Annotated in this window: 19 protein-coding genes; 15 read left to right on the top strand and 4 right to left on the bottom strand. The window is 53.3% G+C overall.

The features are described from left to right. The first annotated feature begins 28 nt into the window (after positions 1 to 28). The 6 genes from pabC to ptsG all read left to right on the top strand — a co-directional run bounded on the left by pabC (position 29) and on the right by ptsG (position 6,031). Complete coding sequence (pabC, locus tag AC07RN_RS01870) at positions 29 to 844, top strand: aminodeoxychorismate lyase (protein ID WP_478335435.1); 816 nt, start codon at positions 29 to 31, stop codon at positions 842 to 844. Continuing rightward, on the top strand, positions 841 to 1,863 hold the full coding sequence (yceG, locus tag AC07RN_RS01865) for a cell division protein YceG (RefSeq protein WP_478335434.1): 1,023 nt from the start codon (positions 841 to 843) through the stop codon (positions 1,861 to 1,863). The genes pabC and yceG overlap by 4 nt, the downstream gene beginning before the upstream one ends. Continuing rightward, on the top strand, positions 1,853 to 2,494 hold the full coding sequence (tmk, locus tag AC07RN_RS01860; protein WP_012017008.1) for a dTMP kinase: 642 nt from the start codon (positions 1,853 to 1,855) through the stop codon (positions 2,492 to 2,494). The genes yceG and tmk overlap by 11 nt, the downstream gene beginning before the upstream one ends. Then, complete coding sequence (holB, locus tag AC07RN_RS01855; protein WP_478335433.1) at positions 2,491 to 3,495, top strand: DNA polymerase III subunit delta'; 1,005 nt, start codon at positions 2,491 to 2,493, stop codon at positions 3,493 to 3,495. The genes tmk and holB overlap by 4 nt, the downstream gene beginning before the upstream one ends. A 10-nt stretch (positions 3,496 to 3,505) precedes the next feature. Further along, positions 3,506 to 4,300, top strand: coding sequence for a metal-dependent hydrolase (locus AC07RN_RS01850; protein WP_478335432.1), 795 nt, complete (start codon positions 3,506 to 3,508; stop codon positions 4,298 to 4,300). 297 nt (positions 4,301 to 4,597) lie between these two features. Continuing rightward, complete coding sequence (gene ptsG, locus AC07RN_RS01845) at positions 4,598 to 6,031, top strand: PTS glucose transporter subunit IIBC (protein WP_407436708.1); 1,434 nt, start codon at positions 4,598 to 4,600, stop codon at positions 6,029 to 6,031. Between the two features lie 99 nt (positions 6,032 to 6,130). On the opposite strand, the gene fhuE is transcribed toward ptsG, so the two are convergent. Then, complete coding sequence (gene fhuE / locus AC07RN_RS01840; protein WP_478335790.1) at positions 6,131 to 8,317, bottom strand: ferric-rhodotorulic acid/ferric-coprogen receptor FhuE; 2,187 nt, start codon at positions 8,315 to 8,317, stop codon at positions 6,131 to 6,133. A 353-nt stretch (positions 8,318 to 8,670) separates the two neighbouring features. Between fhuE and hinT the strand changes: the two genes are divergently transcribed. The 8 genes from hinT (at position 8,671) to AC07RN_RS01800 (ending at position 14,756) form a co-directional block, all read left to right on the top strand. Continuing rightward, positions 8,671 to 9,030, top strand: coding sequence for a purine nucleoside phosphoramidase (gene hinT / locus AC07RN_RS01835; protein WP_133630532.1), 360 nt, complete (start codon positions 8,671 to 8,673; stop codon positions 9,028 to 9,030). A 1-nt stretch (position 9,031) separates the two neighbouring features. Continuing rightward, entirely contained in the window at positions 9,032 to 9,406 is a 375-nt protein-coding gene (locus AC07RN_RS01830) for a YcfL family putative periplasmic lipoprotein (protein WP_478335431.1), read from the top strand. A 13-nt stretch (positions 9,407 to 9,419) separates the two neighbouring features. Beyond that, positions 9,420 to 10,067 carry a penicillin-binding protein activator LpoB gene (gene lpoB / locus AC07RN_RS01825; RefSeq protein WP_478335789.1) on the top strand — a complete coding sequence of 216 codons (648 nt, stop codon included), beginning with the start codon at positions 9,420 to 9,422 and terminating at the stop codon, positions 10,065 to 10,067. Beyond that, positions 10,048 to 10,872: a thiamine kinase gene (thiK, locus tag AC07RN_RS01820; RefSeq protein WP_478335430.1), complete on the top strand. Its 825-nt coding sequence runs from the start codon at positions 10,048 to 10,050 to the stop codon at positions 10,870 to 10,872. The genes lpoB and thiK overlap by 20 nt, the downstream gene beginning before the upstream one ends. Before the next feature lie 11 nt (positions 10,873 to 10,883). Further along, positions 10,884 to 11,909, top strand: a complete 1,026-nt coding sequence (nagZ, locus tag AC07RN_RS01815; RefSeq protein WP_478335429.1) for a beta-N-acetylhexosaminidase — start codon at positions 10,884 to 10,886, stop codon at positions 11,907 to 11,909. Positions 11,910 to 11,942: 33 nt separating this feature from the next. Next, positions 11,943 to 12,485, top strand: coding sequence for an alpha/beta hydrolase YcfP (gene ycfP, locus AC07RN_RS01810; RefSeq protein ID WP_012017018.1), 543 nt, complete (start codon positions 11,943 to 11,945; stop codon positions 12,483 to 12,485). Between the two features lie 235 nt (positions 12,486 to 12,720). Next, entirely contained in the window at positions 12,721 to 14,025 is a 1,305-nt protein-coding gene (locus AC07RN_RS01805) for an NAD(P)/FAD-dependent oxidoreductase (protein WP_449553483.1), read from the top strand. Positions 14,026 to 14,216: 191 nt separating this feature from the next. Further along, the gene (locus AC07RN_RS01800) at positions 14,217 to 14,756 is read left to right on the top strand and encodes a glycine zipper 2TM domain-containing protein (RefSeq protein WP_041689373.1); all 540 of its coding nucleotides are present in this window, start codon (positions 14,217 to 14,219) and stop codon (positions 14,754 to 14,756) included. Positions 14,757 to 15,237: 481 nt separating this feature from the next. Here AC07RN_RS01800 and comR read toward each other — a convergent pair whose 3' ends face one another. After that, the gene (gene comR, locus AC07RN_RS01795; RefSeq protein ID WP_235135336.1) at positions 15,238 to 15,873 is read right to left on the bottom strand and encodes a TetR family copper-responsive transcriptional repressor ComR; all 636 of its coding nucleotides are present in this window, start codon (positions 15,871 to 15,873) and stop codon (positions 15,238 to 15,240) included. Between the two features lie 243 nt (positions 15,874 to 16,116). Here comR and bhsA point away from each other — a divergent pair, with 243 nt between their 5' ends. Further along, entirely contained in the window at positions 16,117 to 16,374 is a 258-nt protein-coding gene (bhsA, locus tag AC07RN_RS01790; RefSeq protein WP_012017022.1) for a multiple stress resistance protein BhsA, read from the top strand. Positions 16,375 to 16,451: 77 nt separating this feature from the next. On the opposite strand, the gene ldtC is transcribed toward bhsA, so the two are convergent. Beyond that, positions 16,452 to 17,408 (bottom strand): L,D-transpeptidase LdtC, encoded by a 957-nt coding sequence (ldtC, locus tag AC07RN_RS01785; protein ID WP_419181524.1) that lies wholly within the window; start codon positions 17,406 to 17,408, stop codon positions 16,452 to 16,454. Positions 17,409 to 17,561: 153 nt separating this feature from the next. After that, a complete protein-coding gene (mfd, locus tag AC07RN_RS01780; protein WP_478335428.1) occupies positions 17,562 to 21,008 on the bottom strand; it encodes a transcription-repair coupling factor in 3,447 nt (1,148 codons plus the stop codon). Positions 21,009 to 21,085 lie beyond the last annotated feature (77 nt).

Below are 21,085 nucleotides of genomic sequence, written 5' to 3'. Positions count from 1 at the left end.
ACTATTTGGTCATGCAAAAGGAGCGACCATGTTCTTCATTAATGGCCACAAGCAGGATTATCTTCCCGCAAACGACAGGGCGATCCAGTTTGGCGATGGCTGTTTTACGACAGCGCGCATTGTCAGCGGTGAGGTTTGTTTTCTGGCCGCGCATCTCCAGCGTTTGCAGAGCGCATGTGAAAAACTGCTGATCCCTTTCGAACAGTGGGCCGAACTCCAGCACGAAATACGTGAAATGGCCCTGGGAAATGAGCAGGGTGTTCTGAAAGTGATTATTAGCCGCGGCAGCGGGGGACGTGGATACAGCGGGGCCAGCTGTCATCAGCCGACGCGTATTCTCTCAGTTTCTGATTATCCTACACATTATGACGCCTGGCGCCGGGAAGGCATCACCTTAGCATTGAGTCCTGTGCGACTCGGTCGTAATCCCATGCTGGCGGGAATCAAGCATCTCAATCGGCTTGAGCAGGTCTTAATCCGTACTCATCTTGAACAGTCAGCGGCAGATGAAGCTCTGGTTCTTGACAGTGAAGGGTTCATTACGGAATGCTGTGCGGCCAATTTACTCTGGCGCAAAGGGAATGAGGTGCTGACGCCGAAGGTCGATCAGGCCGGCGTCAATGGCATCATGCGGCAGTATTGTATGCAGCAGCTGGCATATGCTGGCTTTCGCGTTGTCGAAATTAACGCAGGCGTAGAAGCACTTTTGGCCGCCGACGAGGTGGTCATTTGCAATGCGTTGATGCCCGTCGTACCCGTCCGTGGTTACGGTGAACGCTACTGGTCGTCGCGTGAGTTGTACTCATTCTTAGCCCCACTGTGTGAGCAAGTGAAATCGTCATGAAAAAAATGTTGCGCTTTGTCCTCCTGCTTATCGTTGTGCTGGGTATCGCAGGCGGGGTAGGGATGTGGAAGGTTCGTCAGATGGCGGACAGCAAAATCCTGATTAAAGAAGAGACGGTATTCACGTTGAAAGCGGGAACCGGGCGTTTGGCGCTGGGTGAGCAACTTTACAGCGACAAAGTGATTAACCGTCCGCGCGTATTCCAGTGGCTGCTGCGTATTGAGCCGGAGTTGTCACACTTTAAGGCCGGGACCTATCGCTTCACGCCGGGTATGACGGTCAGGGACATGCTGGAACTGCTGGAGAGTGGAAAAGAGGCGCAATTCCCGCTGCGATTCGTGGAAGGTATGCGTCTGAGTGACTACCTGAAACAGCTCCGCGACGCGCCCTATATCAGCCATACGCTGAAAGATGACAGCTACGCAACGGTTGCGGAGGTCCTCAAACTGGAACATCCAGAATGGGTTGAAGGCTGGTTCTGGCCCGACACCTGGATGTATACCGCCGGAACAACCGATGTGGCTATCCTGAAACGTGCGCACGCCAAAATGGTGACGGCCGTTGATAAAGCCTGGGAAGGGCGCGCGGAAGGGCTGCCATATCAGGATAAAAATCAGTTTGTGACCATGGCGTCAATCGTTGAAAAAGAGACCGCTGTCGCACGTGAACGCGATCAGGTCGCGTCGGTGTTTATCAATCGCCTGCGCATCGGCATGCGTCTGCAAACCGACCCGACGGTGATTTATGGTATGGGCGAAGACTATAAGGGCAAGATCTCGCGTAAGGATCTGGAGACGCCAACCGCGTATAATACTTACGTGATTAGCGGCTTACCGCCTGGGCCGATTGCCACGCCGAGCCAGGCATCTCTTGATGCAGCGGCGCATCCGGCAAAAACACCGTATCTCTACTTTGTGGCCGATGGAAAAGGTGGGCACACCTTTAACACCAACCTGGTGAGTCACAATCGCTCGGTTCAGGACTATCTGAAAGCACTTAAGGAAAAAAATGCGCAGTAATTACATCGTCATTGAGGGGCTGGAAGGCGCCGGGAAAACTACCGCACGTAATGTGGTGGTGGACACACTAAAAGAACTCGGCATCGAGCAGATGGTTTTCACCCGCGAACCGGGTGGCACTCAACTGGCCGAGAAGCTCAGAAGCCTGGTGCTGGATATCAAATCAGTTGGCGACGAAGTGATCGATGTGAAAGCCGAAGTGCTGATGTTTTACGCTGCGCGCGTACAGCTGGTTGAAACGGTGATTAAACCCGCGCTGGCGGAAGGGCAGTGGGTGATTGGGGATCGCCATGATTTATCCACGCAGGCTTATCAGGGCGGTGGACGGGGCATTGATCAACAGATGCTGGCGACACTGCGTAATGCCGTGCTGGGTGATTTCCGCCCAAACCTGACGCTTTATCTGGATGTGACCCCAGAAGTGGGTCTGAAGCGCGCCCGTGCACGCGGTGAGCTGGATCGTATCGAACAGGAGTCTTTGGACTTCTTTAATCGCACCCGTGCGCGCTATTTAGAATTGGCCGCGCAGGATGACTCGATTCGTACGATTGACGCCACGCAATCTCTTGAGGGTGTCACGCGCTCTATTCGAGAAACCATCACCGCATGGTTACAGGAGCAACAGGCATGAAATGGTATCCATGGTTGCGTCCGCACTTTGATCAGCTGATAAGCAGCTATCAGGCCGGTCGGGGGCATCATGCGCTACTGATTCAGGCGTTACCCGGTATGGGTGACGACGCCCTCATTTATGCGCTGACGCGTTTTTTAATGTGTCAGAAGCCAGAAGGGCATAAAAGCTGTGGGAAGTGCCGTGGCTGCCAGTTGATGCAGGCAGGCACGCATCCAGATTACTACACCCTGGAACCTGAAAAGGGTAAGAGTTCGCTGGGTATTGATGCCGTGCGTGAAGTCAGCGAGAAACTTTACGAGCACGCCAGGCTGAGCGGTGCGAAAGTCGTCTGGCTCAAAGATGCGGCTTTGCTGACCGAGGCGGCCGCAAACGCGTTGTTAAAAACGCTGGAAGAGCCGCCCGAAAAAACCTGGTTCTTTATGTCATGCCGCGAACCCGGTCGATTGCTGGCAACGCTTCGCAGTCGTTGCCGCCTGCATCACCTTGCCGCCCCCTCAGAATCATGGGCATTGACCTGGCTTGAGCGAGAAGTGACGGTGTCACAAGATGCCGCATTAACGGCGCTAAGATTGAGCAGTGGCGCACCCGCTGCGGCGTTAGAACTGCTGCAAAAAGAGAGCTGGGCCCAGCGTGAGCAACTCTGTAAAGCCTTCAGCCATGCTCTGGACACCCGTGACTGGCTAAGTCTCGCCAGTACCCTGAATCACGATCAAGCCACGGCGCGATTGCACTGGTTGGCATCCTTACTTCTGGACGCGCTAAAACTCCAGCAAAGCGCCTCACTTCTGAGCAACGCCGATGTCTGGCCGCTGGTGAACACGCTGGCAAATCAACTTCCTGGTGCGAAATTGCGCGCCATTCTTCATGACATTTGCGCGTGTCGCGAACAGCTGTTAACGGTCACAGGGCTCAATCGTGAATTGGTGCTCACCGATCTGTTACTGCGTATCGAACGTTACCTACAACCCGGCGCGCTGCTGCCTGCTTCCCATCTCTGAGAGAGACATTATGTTTTTAGTCGACTCACACTGCCATCTTGATGGCCTGGATTATCAATCGCTGCATAAAAACGTGGATGACGTGCTTGAAAAAGCCGCTGCTCGCGATGTGAAATTTTGTCTAGCGGTCGCCACCACGTTACCAGGATACCGCTCCATGCGCGATCTGGTCGGCGAGCGCGATAACGTTGTTTTCTCCTGCGGCGTGCATCCGTTGAATCAGGATGAAGAGTACGACGTAGAAGACTTGCGTCGTATGGCCGCGGAAGAGGGCGTGGTGGCGATGGGTGAAACCGGGCTGGATTATTTTTACACGCCCGAAACTAAACCGCGTCAGCAAGAGTCGTTTCGCCATCACATCCGCATCGGACGCGAGTTGAACAAACCGGTTATCGTGCATACCCGCGATGCGCGGGCAGACACACTGGCTATCCTTCAGGAAGAAAAAGTGACGGATTGCGGTGGCGTACTACACTGTTTCACAGAAGACAGAGAAACGGCGGGTAAGCTGCTTGATTTAGGTTTTTATATCTCGTTTTCGGGCATCGTGACGTTCCGTAACGCTGAGCAACTGCGTGATGCTGCGCGTTATGTGCCTCTCGACCGTATTCTGGTGGAAACAGACTCTCCATACCTGGCACCAGTGCCGCATCGCGGTAAAGAAAATCAGCCAGCCATGACGAGAGATGTGGCTGAGTATATGGCCGTACTGAAGGGTGTCAGCCTTGAAGAGCTGGCACGCACCACTACGGACAACTTTGCCAGCCTGTTCCACATCGACCCCGCCCGCCTGCAATCTCGTTGAAACACCTGTTTTTTTTAGGCTCGTAATTAATAAACAAAGCGAGTAAAGTTCACCGCCTTATTTGGGGCGGTGACAGTGTTTTTTGACATATCTGGACATGCTTTTTGTAAATAACTGCAAGTTTTTCGATCGTCATAAGCTGAAACGTGATAGCCGTCAAACAAAGTCGCAGGGATTTATTTTACCCTGTGTAATAAATAAAGGGCGCTTAGATGTCCTGTCCACGGCGCGGTTCTCCCCCCGTGTCCATGCGTGAAAGCGTAAAAAAAAGCACAAATACTCAGGAGCACTCTCAATATGTTTAAGAATGCATTTGCTAACCTGCAAAAGGTCGGTAAATCGCTGATGCTGCCAGTATCCGTACTGCCTATCGCAGGTATCCTGCTGGGCGTCGGTTCTGCAAACTTCAGCTGGCTGCCAGCCGTAGTCTCTCACGTGATGGCCGAAGCAGGCGGTTCTGTTTTTGCTAACATGCCGCTGATCTTCGCGATCGGTGTCGCTCTGGGCTTCACCAATAACGACGGTGTATCCGCTCTGGCCTCCGTTGTGGCTTACGGCATTATGGTGAAAACCATGGCTGTGGTTGCGCCGCTGGTACTGCATTTACCTGCTGAAGAAATCGCAGCGAAACACCTGGCTGATACCGGTGTTCTCGGCGGTATCATCTCGGGTGCCATTGCAGCCTATATGTTCAACCGTTTCTATCGCATCAAGCTGCCAGAATATCTGGGCTTCTTCGCGGGCAAGCGTTTCGTACCAATCATTTCTGGTCTGGCAGCGATTTTCACCGGTGTGATCCTGTCCTTCATCTGGCCACCGATTGGTTCCGCGATCCAGACCTTCTCTCAGTGGGCTGCATACCAGAACCCGGTTGTCGCGTTCGGTATCTACGGTTTCGTTGAGCGCTGCCTGGTGCCGTTTGGTCTGCACCACATCTGGAACGTTCCTTTCCAGATGCAGATTGGTGAATACACCAACGCTGCAGGTCAGGTATTCCACGGCGATATCCCACGTTATATGGCAGGTGACCCAACTGCAGGCAAACTGTCTGGCGGCTTCCTGTTTAAAATGTACGGTCTGCCGGCTGCTGCGATTGCTATCTGGCACTCTGCTAAACCAGAGAACCGTGCAAAAGTGGGCGGTATCATGATTTCCGCAGCGTTGACCTCGTTCCTGACCGGTATCACCGAGCCGATCGAGTTCTCCTTCATGTTCGTTGCGCCGATCCTGTACTTCATCCACGCGGTTCTGGCTGGCCTGGCGTTCCCAATCTGTATCCTGTTGGGTATGCGTGACGGTACCTCGTTCTCGCACGGTCTGATCGACTTCATCGTTCTGTCTGGTAACAGCAGCAAGCTGTGGCTGTTCCCTATCGTCGGTGCGTGCTACGCAGTGGCGTACTACACCATCTTCCGTGTGCTGATCAAAGCACTGGACCTGAAAACGCCAGGTCGTGAAGATGCGTCTGACGACGTGAAAGCGACTGCGACCGGCGAAATGGCTCCAGCACTCGTTGCGGCATTTGGCGGTAAAGAAAACATCACTAACCTTGACGCGTGTATCACTCGTCTGCGTGTCAGTGTTGCTGATATCGCTAAAGTCGACCAGCCTGGTCTCAAGAAATTGGGCGCAGCGGGCGTAGTTGTTGCAGGTTCTGGTGTTCAGGCAATCTTCGGGACTAAATCCGATAACCTGAAAACCGAAATGGATGAGTACATCCGCAGCAACTAAGTGGTGATTTGGGGAGACTAAGGCAGCCGAATGGCTGCCTTTTTTATTGCCCGAAATAAAAAGGGAGCCCATTGGCTCCCTTAGCATTCATTCTACAGATTAGAACTGATAGCTGGCCGTTACGCTAAAGTTGCGTGGCTCACCATACACAAGCGCACCTTCGACGTTAGTATCGTACGTTTTATCGAACAGGTTATTCAAATTACCCTGAACGGACAGGTTTTTCGTGACCTGGTAGCGGGTAAACAAATCCACCAGCGCGTAGCTGCCTTGCTCTGCACGCCATGTGCCATAAGGGGTTGCAACATCGCTGTACACACTGTTCTGCCAGTTGACTCCACCGCCAACGGTCAATGCAGGCAGTGCTGGCAGACGGTAGCTCGTGAAGAGTTTAACCGTCGTGCGCGGCAGATTCGGGTTAACAGCATTGCCATCGCTATCTTCTGCGACGTAACGCGTTGCACCAAAGGTCATCTGCCAGTTATCGGTCAGGGCACCGTTGATTTCAAATTCCACACCTTTACTGACGGTCCCATCAACGCCTTTATAAGCCGTATCGGTTGAACCCTGAATCATGCGGCCAGTGCTTTGCGCCACGTTATCTTGTTCAATGCGGAACACGGACAGGGTGGTGGTCAGACGGCTGTTCATCCAGTCAGATTTCAAACCGACTTCATAGTTATTACCGGTGATAGGTGCAAGGTATGTGCCCGAGCTGTCGCGGTAATTTTGTGGCTGGAAGATAGAGGTGTAGCTCGCGTAAGTCGACCAGTTATCGTCAATGTCGAAGACCAGACCAGCGTAAGGCGTGGTGTGATTTTTCTCCATGCCGTAGGTCATGGTATCGACACGCCAGTTGGTGTAGCGAGCGCCCAGGATCAAGTGCAGCGGGTCTGCCAGAGAGATACGGGTCGCGGCATACAGCGACTTCATGTACGTTTTATCATCCTGGGCGAGATTCTGTGATCCCCAGTTTGTCTCCGGGAAATTACCGTCGTAATCATAGAAACTCCCCAGCTCATCAGGGAAAACGTTCGCCCATGAGTTGGTGTAACGGTTGGTCTGACGGCTGTAGCTGCCGCCGAACATCACGGTGTGCTGACGGCTTAACAGCTCGTAACCACCATCTGCGAACAGATCCACAGCGTCAACTTTACGCTTGCCGCTGTTCCAGCCTGTACCGCCGACGTAAGCATAGTCTGGGCCGTAATTGACATAGGGACCCGCCAGCATGCCGGTACTTTTATCCACGTAGGCGTCAAGGTACATGGCTTTGCTGTCGAACTTCGCTTCGGTATGGGTCGCATTCAGCGTGGCTTGCCAGTTGTCTGCAAAGCGCTGCTTTACCGTCGCAAAGAATTTGTTGAATTCTTTATCGTTGTAAGCCCAGTCCGGTGCAGTGCTGTGCGCGCGATCGTAATGTCTGACGCTGCCATCGGTATTCCAGCGCGGCAAGCCGCCCCAGGTCTGGTTGTTGACGTCGATACGTTGATATTCATACCCTGCGGACAACGACGTTGTCTCGCCTAAATCAGCGTCAACAATTCCCGAGAAGAAGGTTTTCTTTTGATTGTATCGGTCAAGCCAGGAGTCGTTGTCCTGATAACCGGCCACGATACGCGCGCGAACATTGCCATCGTCGGTCAACGGGCTTTGCATATCCATGACATAGCGCTGTTTATTCCAGCTACCGTATTCTGCAGAAACGTTGCCTTTGAACTCACGGCTGGTGGCATGTTTACGCACCATGTTGATCGCCGCAGAAGGGTTACCGGTTCCGGTCATCAACCCATTCGCACCACGCACCACTTCGACGCGTTCAAAGAGCGCAGTATCAGAAAGGGCGTCGCCCAGGTTCCAACGCGATTCAAAATAGGTAGGAATGCCATCAACCATGTAGTTATCAATCTGGAAACCACGTGAGTAATAGCTGCTACGGTCGGAGTCAGCGGTGCTTTTGCTGATACCCATGGTGCTATCCATCACATCACCCAGCGTTTGTAATTGCTGATCTTCCATGCGCTGTTCGCTAACGATGGTGACAGACTGAGGAATATCGCGCTGCACCATCTGCATTTTGGTGCCAACGGTGGTCGTTTTTACGCTGTAATCCTGCTCGTCATTTGCGGAGCCAGACTGAGAGCCGTCCACAATGACCGTATCTTCAGTGTTTGGTGCGGCGAAACTGGCGGTAGGCATCAATGCCATAGCAATGCAGGCTGCCAGCAACGTAGGTGTTGCGACAGGCTGACGTTGCCCATCCCTGGAGTGATTAATGAAAGACATCATCAAACCCTTTCTGAGTGAAGTGTGAATTTACTGCCCCAGTCCCGATAACGGTCGGAGGTCATTTCTATGTTAAAAATGCGCATGAAAATGCAAATGCGAAATATACGCATTAGAATTCACCATGTAAACAGATGTAACTAATTCACTTGAAATTATGTTTCAGTCCTGCTGAAAGGCAGGAAAGGTCACTCGGCGAGCAGTAAATTCGCACTCAGGAAAGAAATCGAGGGATAAGGTTGAAAGGACAGGAGAAAGTCGCTCATACTCTTGTGTTGTGCCACAGAGCAACAGGTCGCCATAAGACTCTTGCCGGGGTTGCCACACCAGACTAAACACACAAGGAAAACGTCATGGCTGAAGAAACCATTTTCAGTAAAATTATCCGCCGCGAGATTCCGGCCGATATCGTGTATCAGGATGAACTGGTCACGGCTTTCCGCGACATTTCGCCACAGGCACCGACACACATCCTTATTATTCCCAATATTCTGATTCCGACCGTCAACGACGTGAAAACCGAGCATGAAGTGGCGTTAGGCCGTATGCTGACGGTAGCTGCGAAAATTGCTGAGCAGGAAGGCATTGCCGAAGACGGTTACCGTCTGATCATGAACTGTAATCGTCATGGCGGGCAGGAAGTTTATCATATTCACATGCATCTGCTGGGCGGTCGGCCGCTCGGATCGATGCTGGCGCATAAAGGTCTTTGACATGCAAAGAGGGCGTATTGCTGTTCTGGCATTGGCTATTGTGTTGGCGGGCTGTAGCTCGCGTCCCGCGATCCCGGTCAGCGATGAACAGACGCTGGTGATGGAGTCGTCGGTACTGGCTGCGGGAATCACCGCAGAATCTCCGTCGCTCACGCTCAGTGAAATCCAGCCGTCGGCGTCCTCCACGCTCTATAACGAAAGACGTGAGCCTGTCACCATCCACTACCGGTTTTTCTGGTATGACGTGAGAGGGCTGGAGATGCATCCGCTGGAAGCGCCGCGCATAGCCGTTATTCCGGCAAATTCCTCTGTTACACTTTATGGCAGCGCTAATTATCTGGGTGCGCATAAGGTCAGACTGTATCTTTATTTGTAAGGGGTAAACCTTGATTAAAAATTTGAGCCGTTACGCGCTCGTTACCGCTTTTGCACTCTTCCTGTCGGGCTGTATCACCCGCACAGAACAGCAACCCGCGCCGGTCGATGAAGCCAAACCGGGCACTGAGCAGCCCGCGCAACCGACGCAGCCGGTGCCGACCGTGCCGTCCGTACCGACAGTGCCTGCGCAGCCAGGCCCGATCGAACATCCTGATCAAACCTCGCAGCCTGCGCCACGCGTACGTCATTATGACTGGAACGGCGCAATGCAGCCGATGGTCGGCAAAATGTTGCAGGCGCAGGGTGTAACTGCAGGCAGCGTCTTGCTGGTGGACAGCGTGAATAACCGTACCAACGGCACGCTCAACGCGGGCGAAGCGACCGAAACCTTGCGCAATGCGCTGGCGAATAACGGCAAATTTACGCTGGTGTCCGCGCAGCAGCTGGCCGTCGCGAAGCAGCAGCTGGGCCTTTCACCACAGGACAGCCTGGGCTCGCGCAGCAAAGCAATAGGTATCGCGCGTAACGTTGGAGCTCAATATGTTCTGTATTCCAACGCAACTGGCAACGTGAATACGCCAGCGCTGCAAATGCAGCTGATGCTGGTTCAGACAGGTGAGATTATTTGGTCAGGTAAAGGTGCCGTTTCGCAACAATAACGTCACGCGCGAAGACCTCATTTTGCGCTATTTCCCGCCGTATCGCCTTATCGCGCCGCAAACCCACGCCGGGTTTAGCGGCGCGAGTTGCATTATCGAAGCGGGCGAAAACCGTCTGGTTTTGCGTCAGCATTATGATGTGGCAGCGCCCGCTTTTCAATTTCGTCGTCAATATCGTGCCCTGAAGCGGCTTCCCTCGGATGTCGTGCCGGAGCCATGCTTCTTCAAGCATGGCTGGATGGCCGTTGAGTATCTTGCGGGTGACATTAAATCAGCGCTTCCCGATGCACCAACGCTCGCGGGCATGCTGTATCATCTGCATCGTCAACCGCGCCTGGGCTGGCGTATATCGCTTTTGCCGCTGCTCGATTATTACTGGCAGCAGGCGGCGCCTGGCAGGCATTCACCTTTCTGGCTGGCAATGCTAAAGAGGTTGCGTAAGTGCGGCGAACCGCAGCCGTTACGGTTGACACCATTGCATATGGATGTTCACGCCGGAAATATCGTGCATACCCGAACGGGCGAAAGGTTGATTGACTGGGAGTATGCCGGTGACGGTGATGTGGCGCTGGAGCTGGCAGCGGTCTGGGCTCCCACGGAAGATGCCCGGCTGGCGCTGATTCGAGCCTATGCGCAAACAGCGAATATGCACGTCTCTGCGCTGGAGCAGCAGGTGAAACGCTGGCGGCCCTGGATACTGATGCTGATGGCGGGCTGGTACGAACTTCGCTTTAGCCAGTCGGGCGACAAACCATTTATTGCGCTGGCAGATGATGCCTGGCGACAGTTACAAACTAAAGGATAAGAGAGGTTCGTGTGGGTCCAGTAATGTTGGATGTCGAAGGGTATGAACTGGATGCGGAAGAGCGCGAGATTCTGGCGCATCCGCTGGTGGGTGGCTTGATTCTGTTTACCCGCAACTATCACGATCCAGAACAGTTGCGCGAACTAGTCCGCCAAATCCGCGCGGCATCGCGCAATCACCTTGTGGTGGCAGTAGATCAGGAAGGCGGTCGCGTGCAGCGTTTTCGTGACGGATTTACCCGCTTGCCTGCCGCGCAATCATTCGCTGCGTTGATGGGAATAGAAGAGGGCGGCAATCTGGCACAAGACGCGGGCTGGTTAATGGCGAGCGAAATGATTGCCATGGACATCGACATCAGCTTTGCGCCGGTGCTGGATGTGGGTCATATCAGCGCCGCGATTGGTGAGCGTTCATATCATGAAGATCCGAATATCGCTCTGGCGATGGCGACGCGCTTTATTGACGGCATGCATGATGCCGGGATGAAAACGACCGGGAAGCATTTCCCTGGGCACGGTGCGGTCACCGCAGATTCGCACAAAGAGACCCCGCGCGATCCGCGTCCGGAAGCGGAGATTCGCGCCAAAGATATGTCGGTGTTCCGATCCCTGATTACCGATAACAAACTCGATGCCATCATGCCAGCGCATGTGATTTACAGTGATGTCGATCCGCGCCCGGCCAGCGGTTCATCGCACTGGCTGCAAACGGTGCTGCGCAAAGAGCTGGGTTTTAACGGCGTGATCTTCTCTGACGATTTGTCGATGGAAGGGGCGGCAATCATGGGTAGCTACGCGGAGCGCGGACAAGCGTCGCTGGATGCAGGTTGCGATATGATCCTCGTCTGCAATAATCGTAAAGGTGCGGTGAGCGTGTTAGATAACCTGTCGCCGATCAATGCTGAACGTGTTACACAATTGTATCATAAAGGTTCATTTAGCCGTCAGGAGCTGATGAGCAGCGCTCGCTGGAAAGCGGTGAATGCGCAGCTCGAAGCACTCAATGAGCGCTGGCAGGCACACAAAGCGGGCCAATAACCATCCCGGAAGACGTAGTGTGGCGAGGAAACGATGATCATTTATTTGCACGGTTTTGACTCGAACAGTCCTGGTAACCATGAGAAAGTGCTGCAACTGCAGTTTATCGATCCGGACGTGCGGCTGATTAGCTACAGTACGCGCCATCCGAAGCATGACATGCAGCATTTGCTCAAAGAAGTGGACAAGATGCTGCAGCTCAACGTCGACGAGCGCCCGCTGATTTGTGGTGTCGGTCTCGGCGGCTATTGGGCAGAACGCATCGGTTTTCTCTGCGATATTCGCCAGGTCGTCTTCAATCCGAATCTGTTCCCTGAAGAGAACATGGAAGGTAAAATCGACCGCCCTGAAGAGTATGCGGATATCGCCACAAAATGCGTCAGTAATTTCCGCGAGAAAAACCGCGATCGCTGCCTTGCGATCCTCTCCCGACAGGATGAGGCGTTAAACAGCCATCGCGCGGCAGAGTTTTTGCACCATTATTATGAAATTGTGTGGGATGAAGAGCAGACCCACAAATTCAAAAACATCTCCCCGCATCTACAGCGTATCAAAGCCTTCAAGACTCTGGGTTAACCCTTTCTGAAGATTCTCTGGCCCGGCGGCGCAAGCTTGCCGGGCTTTGTCTTTGCTACAATTGTTCAAATTTAAACCGGCAAAACTTGATTCATATCAATTTTGGTATGACCAATGCGCCTTGCGTGTTATTCTCAATACCGATGAATGGTTTCAGTGCTGTAACCTGTTGTTAAATAAGAGTTATTTTTATAACTTTTAATTAACAATTGGTTAATAATTTGAGGGGGTCACATTGACTACGCCATTGAAAAAGATAGTGATTGTAGGCGGCGGCGCAGGTGGGCTGGAGCTGGCAACACAACTCGGTAAAAAGCTGGGTCGTGGTAAAAAAGCCAAAATTACGCTGGTCGATCGTAACCACAGCCATCTGTGGAAACCGCTGCTGCACGAAGTGGCAACCGGTTCACTGGATGAAGGTGTGGATGCCCTAAGCTATCTGGCGCACGCGCGTAATCATGATTTCCAGTTCCAATTGGGCTCGGTGATGGATATCAACCGTGAGAGCAAAACCATTACTCTAGCTGAGCTGCGTGATGAGAAAGGTGAACTGCTGGTGCCTGAGCGCAAACTGCCTTATGACACGCTGGTGATGGCGCTGGGCAGTACCTCTAACGACTTCAATACGCCGGGTGTGAAAGATCACTGCATCTTCCTGGACAACCCGCATCAGGCGCGTCGTTTCCACCAGGAAATGCTCAATCTGTTCCTGAAATACTCCAATAACCTTGGCGCGAATGGCAAAGTCAATATCGCCATTGTGGGCGGCGGGGCGACGGGCGTTGAACTGTCTGCTGAACTGCACAATGCGGTGAAACAGCTGCACAGCTATGGTTACAAAGGATTGACCAATGATGCGCTGAACGTCACGCTGGTCGAAGCTGGCGAACGTATTCTGCCTGCATTGCCACCGCGTATTTCGGGCGCTGCGCACAGCGAGTTGACCAAAATGGGCGTGCGTGTTCTGACGCAAACCATGGTCACCAGTGCTGACGCTGGCGGTCTGCACACCAAAGATGGTGAATACATTCAAGCGGATCTGATGGTTTGGGCTGCGGGTATCAAAGCGCCTGATTTTATGAAAGAGATTGGTGGCCTGGAAACGAACCGCATCAACCAGCTCGTCGTTGAACCGACGCTGCAAACCACGCGCGATCCGAACATCTTTGCGATTGGTGACTGCGCCTCTTGTGCCCGCCCTGAAGGTGGATTTGTACCGCCGCGTGCGCAGGCGGCTCACCAGATGGCAAGCCTGGCGCTGCATAACATCCTGGCGCAGACGAAGGGCAAAGCCATGAAGTCATACGTTTACAAAGACCATGGCTCGCTGGTTTCCCTGTCGAACTTCTCAACCGTGGGCAGCCTGATGGGTAACCTGATGCGCGGCTCCATGATGGTTGAAGGACGTATTGCGCGCTTCGTGTATATCTCGCTGTACCGCATGCATCAGGTCGCGCTGCACGGTTATTTCAAAACCGGCTTGATGATGCTGGTGGGCAGCATTAACCGCGTGATTCGCCCCCGTCTTAAGCTGCATTAATCTCACCCCCCTTCGGTCCCACCGGAGGGGGTTTTTAGCATATCGTCCTGTCATATCCCCCTGAGAGCCTAGGAGTTCTCTGAAACGTATTCCTGGTCGCTCAACCCCTCTGTTTTTGATCCTTATTCTGATTGGCGAAGTCTTTCTTTGATTGCAAAATTGTTACTAACAGCAACAAAGGAGGAAGTCCCGTGAATAAATCAATGTTGGCGGGTATAGGGATTGGCGTGGCTGCTGCGCTCGGCGTGGCGGCGGTTGCCAGTCTTAACGTGTTTGAGCGTGGCCCGCAGTACGCACAAGTTGTTTCAGCAACACCGATTAAAGAATCCGTAAAAACGCCTCGTCAAGAGTGCCGCAACGTGGCCGTTACTCATCGTCGTCCGGTACAGGATGAAAACCGCATCGCAGGTTCAGTTCTGGGAGCTGTTGCCGGTGGTGTGATTGGTCATCAGTTTGGCGGGGGACGCGGGAAAGATGTTGCCACGGTCGTCGGAGCATTAGGCGGCGGTTATGCAGGGAATCAAGTCCAGGGCGCGATGCAGGACGGAGATACCTACACCACCACGCAGCAGCGTTGTAAAACTGTCTACGATAAGTCAGAAAAAATGCTGGGTTACGATGTGACCTATAAGATTGGCGATCAGCAGGGCAAAATCCGAATGGATAAAGATCCCGGCACCCAAATTCCACTGGATGGCAATGGCCAGCTGGTTTTGAATAACAAGGTGTGAAAAAAGCAGTTCTTTGAATTTGGCTCCTCACGCGCTCAGGCTGAGGAGCCTTTTTTTGCTGTAAAAACAGTTGTTAAAGGTCAAATTCATGATGCTGGCGCAGAAGCAAAAATCCTGTAATCAGCACTGAGATAAATGCAAACAGCACTGAACCACCACATACAATCCACAGACCAAATAACAATGTAATTACTATTAGCACTTTGAATAATGGTAATAGCAAAATCATCTTTATTTTCCTTCCGCATGTGTACAGTCAGAAAGCGCCTTTGTCATAGACAAAAATAATGTGCCGCCGCATCGGCTGGGAAAGGGTATAGCTACGGTTATTAGCGTCTTCATGACGTGAACGACTCTCCATTTAATGGCCGCTAATCATTAGCAGCACAATAATCACCATTTAAGCGTAGCAAACGAGGCGTTTTTGGAGATAGATTTGACCTATTGTTCAACAGGCCAAATCTGATTTCTGACGATATATTCAGCTTTTGAGCAGCTCAGGCCAGAGCCGCAACGTGGTATGAGTGATTTTTTGCAGCTTTTCAATGTCCGCGCCTTCACGTGCGCTGATCGACATTCCCTGCAGAATACAGCTCAGGAATTGAGTCAATTCTGCCGTATCACAATGCGCGGGGATCTCGCCCCGCGCCTGACGTTGGCGTAAAAACGCACCCAGCGTCTCTTCCTGCATGGCATGGCGCGACTTCACGGTATTGGCGATCTCTTTCGAGGAGGCCGCGAGCGTGGCGGAAGTGTTGATCATAAAACAACCCGCTGGCGTATCTTTGCTGGTGAAGCATGCGGCCACCGTTGCGAAATAATCCTCTAAAGCCTGTTCAACCGTCTTCTCTTCGCAGAAAAGCTGTGCCTCATGTTTGGCCGCAAAACGGGTGATATAGCGATCCAGCACCGCACGGAACAGACCTTCTTTATTCGTAAATTCTGCGTACAGCGTAGGGGCTTTCGCGCCAGTGGCTTCGACCAGATCGGATAAAGACGTGGCTTCATAGCCGTGCTGCCAGAAAAGTGTCATGGCCTTATCAAGCGCCGCATCCCTGTCGAACACCTTCGGTCGGCCACGGCTTTTTTTAGCGCAACTCGTGATGTCGGTTGTCATAGCCGTTGTACCTCGGTTGGTTTATTGAATGACCATTATAAAAATAATAGCCAGTGGCGACCAGCACTGATTTGATAAAAATAAATTAATCATATGAATATGATTAATATGAGGTTTTAAATTAATTTAACGATCATTATAAAATAGTGTTGACGTGTGATGCAGATCACATCTATCATTTACCTATCGATCGTTAAGTAATTAACTTACGACCTCCTAATCATCTGCTAAAGGCTACTCATCATGAAAAACGTAAAAACCCTGATTGCTGCTGCTTTCTTAAGCTCACTCTCTTTCGCAAGCTTCGCGGCCGTTGAAGTGCAATCGACTCCAGTTGACCAGCAAAAAGTGGGCACTATTTCTGCTAACGCAGGGACCAACCTGGGTTCACTGGAAGACCAACTGGCGCAAAAAGCAGAAGAAATGGGTGCGAAATCTTTCCGCATCACGTCAGTGACTGGCCCGAACACCCTGCACGGTACTGCTGTTATTTATAAATAAGCCTGGCGAAACCCTCATATTTGCCACTGCAATAAAAAAGGCCCCGCATCACTGCGGGGCCTTTTTTTGTTCGCTCTTTAAAGCGATTGCTGAGTCATACCGGGATGTGGCGTCACATCCACCGGCATTCCTGAGCGAATCTCCATCGCTCTTTCCATCACCGCGCTATCGGCGCTGGCTTTGAACGTTTGCATAGCGGCGTTCAGCACAATCGGCAGCGTTTGCGGATCGTCACCGATATTTTTTGACAGCGGCTGGTGGATTTCAACCAGACGTTTTCCGCCCGGCTCTTCCGACACTTTAATCGGCGTGTTCAAAATATTGACCTTCGTCCCCGGCGTAATCACCCGGAAAAGGGTTTCGATATCGCCATCGCGCAGGCGAATACAGCCTGAGCTCACGCGCATCCCAATCCCAAAATCAGCATTGGTTCCGTGCAGCAAATAGACGCCGCCGTAGGCCGCCAGACGAATGGCATGATGGCCCATCGGATTGTCGGGGCCTGCTGGCACGACAGCGGGCAAATCAATCCCCTGTGCTTTATAGCGCGCACGGATATTCGCCGTCGGCGTCCAGGTTGGATTCGCGCGTTTATCCGACACCGTCGTCACCATGGTTGGCGTTAAGGTATCGCCGCCTAACTGACCGATGCCGATCGGGTAAACCGTCACCTCTTTTTTACCCGGCGGGTAATAGTAGAGGCGCAATTCCGCAAGGTTGATCACCAGCCCTTCACGCGGCGCGTCGGGCAAAAGCGTTTGCAGCGGAATCGTCAGCACGCTGCCTGCGCGCGGCACGTAAGGATCAACGCCTGGGTTTGCCTGCAGCAAAGCCAGAAAGCCGACGTTATATTTTTTCGCAATCGCTTCAAGCGATCCACCATCATTTTCCACGACGTGAAATTTATTCTCACCGACCAAACGGCTGCCGGCAGGCGGTAAAGGCCAGGTGTTGGCGCGAGCGGGAAGGGCAATCGCCACCGCCGCCGCCAGCGCAAAAAAGGTTATCCAGCGAGTTAAACGCAAGGTCATCATTATCACCAAAATCCATAGTAATAGTAGGGCTATTGTTGCGAAATAGTTAATTGATAATTATGGCGAATGCATGTGTCGGGAAACGCAGGGGGATTGCAAAGATTGTGTAAATATCAGGCCCCGATAACTGGCGTTACCGGGGCATAAACGTCACTACGCTACCGTGTTTTCTTCCAGTTGACGCATAAAGTTGCGCACCCATTCCATGCGGGTTTTCCGGTCGGCCAGTTCCTGCATAAACTTCAGACGCGTCGGGCCATCCAGGCGGAAATGCTGTGGTTGCTTCTGCAACAAACCGATCAGCCACATCGGATCGACATGGTTTTTCTCAGCAAATTCAACCGTCCCGCCTTTCTCATTCCCTTCAAGCTTGCGGATACCCAGCTTCTGCGCCTGCTGACGCAGTCGGGCGATGTCGAGCAGGTTACGCGCCGGATCCGGCAGCAAACCAAAGCGGTCAATGAGCTCAACCTTGATTTCTTCAAGCTCAGACTCTTTTTTGGCGCTGGCAATTCGCTTATAGAACGACAGGCGCGTGTTGACGTCCGGGATAAAATCGTCCGGCAACAGGGATGGCATGCGCAGTTCGACCTCCGTTTGCTGGCTCGTGAGATCCTCAAGCGACGGCTCGCGTCCGGCTTTCAACGCATCAACGGCATTTTCCAGCAGCTCCATGTACAACGAGAAACCGATGGTTTCCATGGATCCGCTCTGATCTTCACCCAGCAATTCGCCTGCGCCACGGATCTCGAGATCGTGTGTCGCCAGCGCGAAACCTGCTCCCAAATCTTCCAGCGAGGCGATGGCTTCAAGACGTTTTTGCGCATCGGTGGTCATCGCTTTCGGATGCGGGGTCATCAGCCATGCGTAGGCCTGATGATGCGAGCGCCCAACGCGACCGCGCAACTGATGAAGCTGCGCCAGACCGAAGTGATCCGCACGTTCAATAACGATGGTGTTCGCCGTCGGAATGTCGATGCCGGTTTCAATAATCGTGGTACACACCAGCACGTTAAAACGCTGGTGGTGGAAATCGTTCATCACCCGTTCCAGCTCGCGCTCGCGCATCTGCCCATGACCGATGGCAATGCGGGCCTCCGGCACCAGTTCAGCCAGTTTATCGGCGGTTTTCTGAATGTTTTCGACATCGTTAAAGAGATAATAAACCTGCCCGCCACGCAGCACTTCACGCAGAATAGCCTCGCGAACCACCAGGCTATCGTACTCGCGGACAAACGTTTTCACCGCCAGACGACGCGCCGGTGGCGTGGCGATAATCGACAGATCGCGCATGCCGCTCATCGCCATATTCAGGGTACGCGGGATCGGCGTCGCGGTGAGGGTCAGAATATCCACGTCCGCGCGCATCGCTTTGATGCGCTCTTTATGGCGCACGCCGAAGCGGTGTTCTTCATCGACGATCAGCAGGCCCAAATCTTTCCACTTCACGTCGCTTTGCAGCAGTTTATGGGTGCCGATCAGGATATCGATTTTGCCTTCGCGGGCCTGTTCCAGGATCTGTGTTTGCTCTTTGGCACTGCGAAAACGTGACAGCATCTCGATCCGCACCGGCCAGTTGGCGAAGCGATCGCGGAAGTTGTCGTAGTGCTGCTGGGCGAGCAGCGTGGTCGGCACCAGCACTGCGACCTGTTTGTTATTTTCGACCGCCAGGAAGGTGGCGCGCATCGCGACTTCGGTTTTCCCGAAGCCCACGTCGCCGCACACCAGACGATCCATCGCCAGCGGCTGGCACATATCACTCAGCACGGCGTTAATCGCCTGCGCTTGATCGGGCGTGGTTTCAAACGGGAAACTGTCGCAGAACAATTGATATTGTTCTTTATCGTGCTTGAACGCGTAGCCCGATTTCGCGGCACGCTGGGCGTAAATATCCAGTAATTCTGCTGCCACATCGCGGACTTTTTCGGCAGCTTTCTGACGCGCGCGCGCCCAGACATCACCGCCCAGTCTGTGCAGCGGGGCGTTCTCTTCTGCACCACCCGCATAACGGCTAATCAGATGCAGCGAAGACACCGGAACATAGAGTTTGGCATCGCCGGAATAGGTGAGCATCAGGTATTCGCCAGTAATGCCGCCCGTTTCCAGCGTGGTCATTCCCGCGTAACGCCCCACGCCGTGCTCGAGATGCACGATCGGCTGGCCCACGTGCAGCTCCGCCAGGTTGCGAATCAGCGTATCCGGGTTAATGGTGCGACGGCTGTCCTGACGACGGCGCGCCACGCGCTCGCCGAGCAGATCGCTTTCACAAATCAGCGCGCGATTATTCAGCGTGTCGATGAATCCATGCTCAGCCGCACCAATCATCAGGTAGCGCCCGGCATCGGTCGCTTCGTCGAGGCGTAAAATGCGTTTTGGCGACACTTTGATTCGCGCGAGCAGTTCGCCCAGCGCTTCACGGCGGCCTTCACTCTCGACCGAGAAAATCACCGGACCGGTGAAGGATTCCAGGAACTTGCGCAGATTATCCAGCGGCGATTTTTGCTGCGCCTGAACGGAAAGATCGGGCAGTTTCTCGAATCCGAGATTGGTATTGGCGGCTTTCTCAGGCAGATTTTCCGTTTTGAGCTGCACGCGCGGCCATTTTTTGAGTTCTGAAAACAGCGCGTCGGTGCGTAGCCAAAGCTGTTCCGGTGGCAGCAGGGGGCGCATCGGATCAACGCCACGGTTTTCGAATCGCGCACGGGTTTCGTTTTCAAAACGGGTTGCACTGGATTCCAGATCGCCGGTGTTCACAATCAGCGTTTTCGCCGGGAAATAGCTGAACAGCGCGGGAAGTGGCTCGCTAAAGAACAGCGGCTGCCAGTATTCAATCCCCGCAGGCAGCGTGCCTTTGCTCACCTGCTGGTAAATATGTTCGGCGTCGCGCTTCACATCAAACTTGTCGCGCCACTGGCTGCGGAACAGCTCGATGGCGGTTTTATCCGTTGGGAATTCATGCGCAGGCAGTAAATTGATGGCATCGACTTCCTCCAGCGTGCGCTGGGTATCGGCGTCAAACACGCGCAGACTGTCGATTTCATCGTCGAAGAAATCCAGGCGATACGGCTGGTCACTGCCCATCGGATACAGATCCAACAGCGCACCGCGCGTGGCGTATTCGCCGTGCTCCATCACCTGATCGACATGGCGATAACCGGCGCTATCCAGCTGCGAACGCAGGGCGTCGCGCGATAACCGTTCACCTTTTTTCATCACCAGCGCGTGACCGTGCAGATAGCTGTGCGGACACACGCGCTGCATCAACGTATTCACTGGGACAATTAATACGCCGCGCTGCATGGTAGGCAACTGATACAGCGTCGACAGACGCGAGGAGATGATCTCCTGGTGCGGGGAGAAGCTGTCGTAAGGCAGCGTTTCCCAGTCGGCCAGGTTAAAGACCAGACTGTCGGTAAACTGGCGAATTTCGTCGTGCAGACGCAATGCGTTTTGCATATCCGGGGCTACCAGGACCACCGGACCCGCATGGCGCTCAGCGATCTCCGCCACGAGCGTGGCGCAGGCTGCACCCGTCAGTTCACCTAGCTGACGTTGGTCGCCCGCTTTGCCGGGCAAGGAATAACGATATTGTTCAGGCATGGCTCTTTCAGGATCTCTTATGGATATACCAACAGTATTGGGGCATATCACTGATACGCAATGTCTTTATTATCCTT

This window comes from Lelliottia sp. GFLA7, from assembly GCF_056490165.1.
This window is presented reverse-complemented; position numbering and strand designations above follow the sequence as displayed.

What these genes read in the sequence shown, in the direction of transcription:
- pabC (WP_478335435.1), top strand. Translation starts at nt 29, where the DNA reads ATGTTCTTCATTAATGGCCACAAGCAGGATTATCTTCCCGCAAACGAC.
- yceG (WP_478335434.1), top strand. Translation starts at nt 841, where the DNA reads ATGAAAAAAATGTTGCGCTTTGTCCTCCTGCTTATCGTTGTGCTGGGT.
- tmk (WP_012017008.1), top strand. Translation starts at nt 1,853, where the DNA reads ATGCGCAGTAATTACATCGTCATTGAGGGGCTGGAAGGCGCCGGGAAA.
- holB (WP_478335433.1), top strand. Translation starts at nt 2,491, where the DNA reads ATGAAATGGTATCCATGGTTGCGTCCGCACTTTGATCAGCTGATAAGC.
- AC07RN_RS01850 (WP_478335432.1), top strand. Translation starts at nt 3,506, where the DNA reads ATGTTTTTAGTCGACTCACACTGCCATCTTGATGGCCTGGATTATCAA.
- ptsG (WP_407436708.1), top strand. Translation starts at nt 4,598, where the DNA reads ATGTTTAAGAATGCATTTGCTAACCTGCAAAAGGTCGGTAAATCGCTG.
- fhuE (WP_478335790.1), bottom strand. Translation starts at nt 8,317, where the DNA reads ATGTCTTTCATTAATCACTCCAGGGATGGGCAACGTCAGCCTGTCGCA.
- hinT (WP_133630532.1), top strand. Translation starts at nt 8,671, where the DNA reads ATGGCTGAAGAAACCATTTTCAGTAAAATTATCCGCCGCGAGATTCCG.
- AC07RN_RS01830 (WP_478335431.1), top strand. Translation starts at nt 9,032, where the DNA reads ATGCAAAGAGGGCGTATTGCTGTTCTGGCATTGGCTATTGTGTTGGCG.
- ycfP (WP_012017018.1), top strand. Translation starts at nt 11,943, where the DNA reads ATGATCATTTATTTGCACGGTTTTGACTCGAACAGTCCTGGTAACCAT.
- comR (WP_235135336.1), bottom strand. Translation starts at nt 15,873, where the DNA reads ATGACAACCGACATCACGAGTTGCGCTAAAAAAAGCCGTGGCCGACCG.
- bhsA (WP_012017022.1), top strand. Translation starts at nt 16,117, where the DNA reads ATGAAAAACGTAAAAACCCTGATTGCTGCTGCTTTCTTAAGCTCACTC.
- ldtC (WP_419181524.1), bottom strand. Translation starts at nt 17,408, where the DNA reads ATGATGACCTTGCGTTTAACTCGCTGGATAACCTTTTTTGCGCTGGCG.
- mfd (WP_478335428.1), bottom strand. Translation starts at nt 21,008, where the DNA reads ATGCCTGAACAATATCGTTATTCCTTGCCCGGCAAAGCGGGCGACCAA.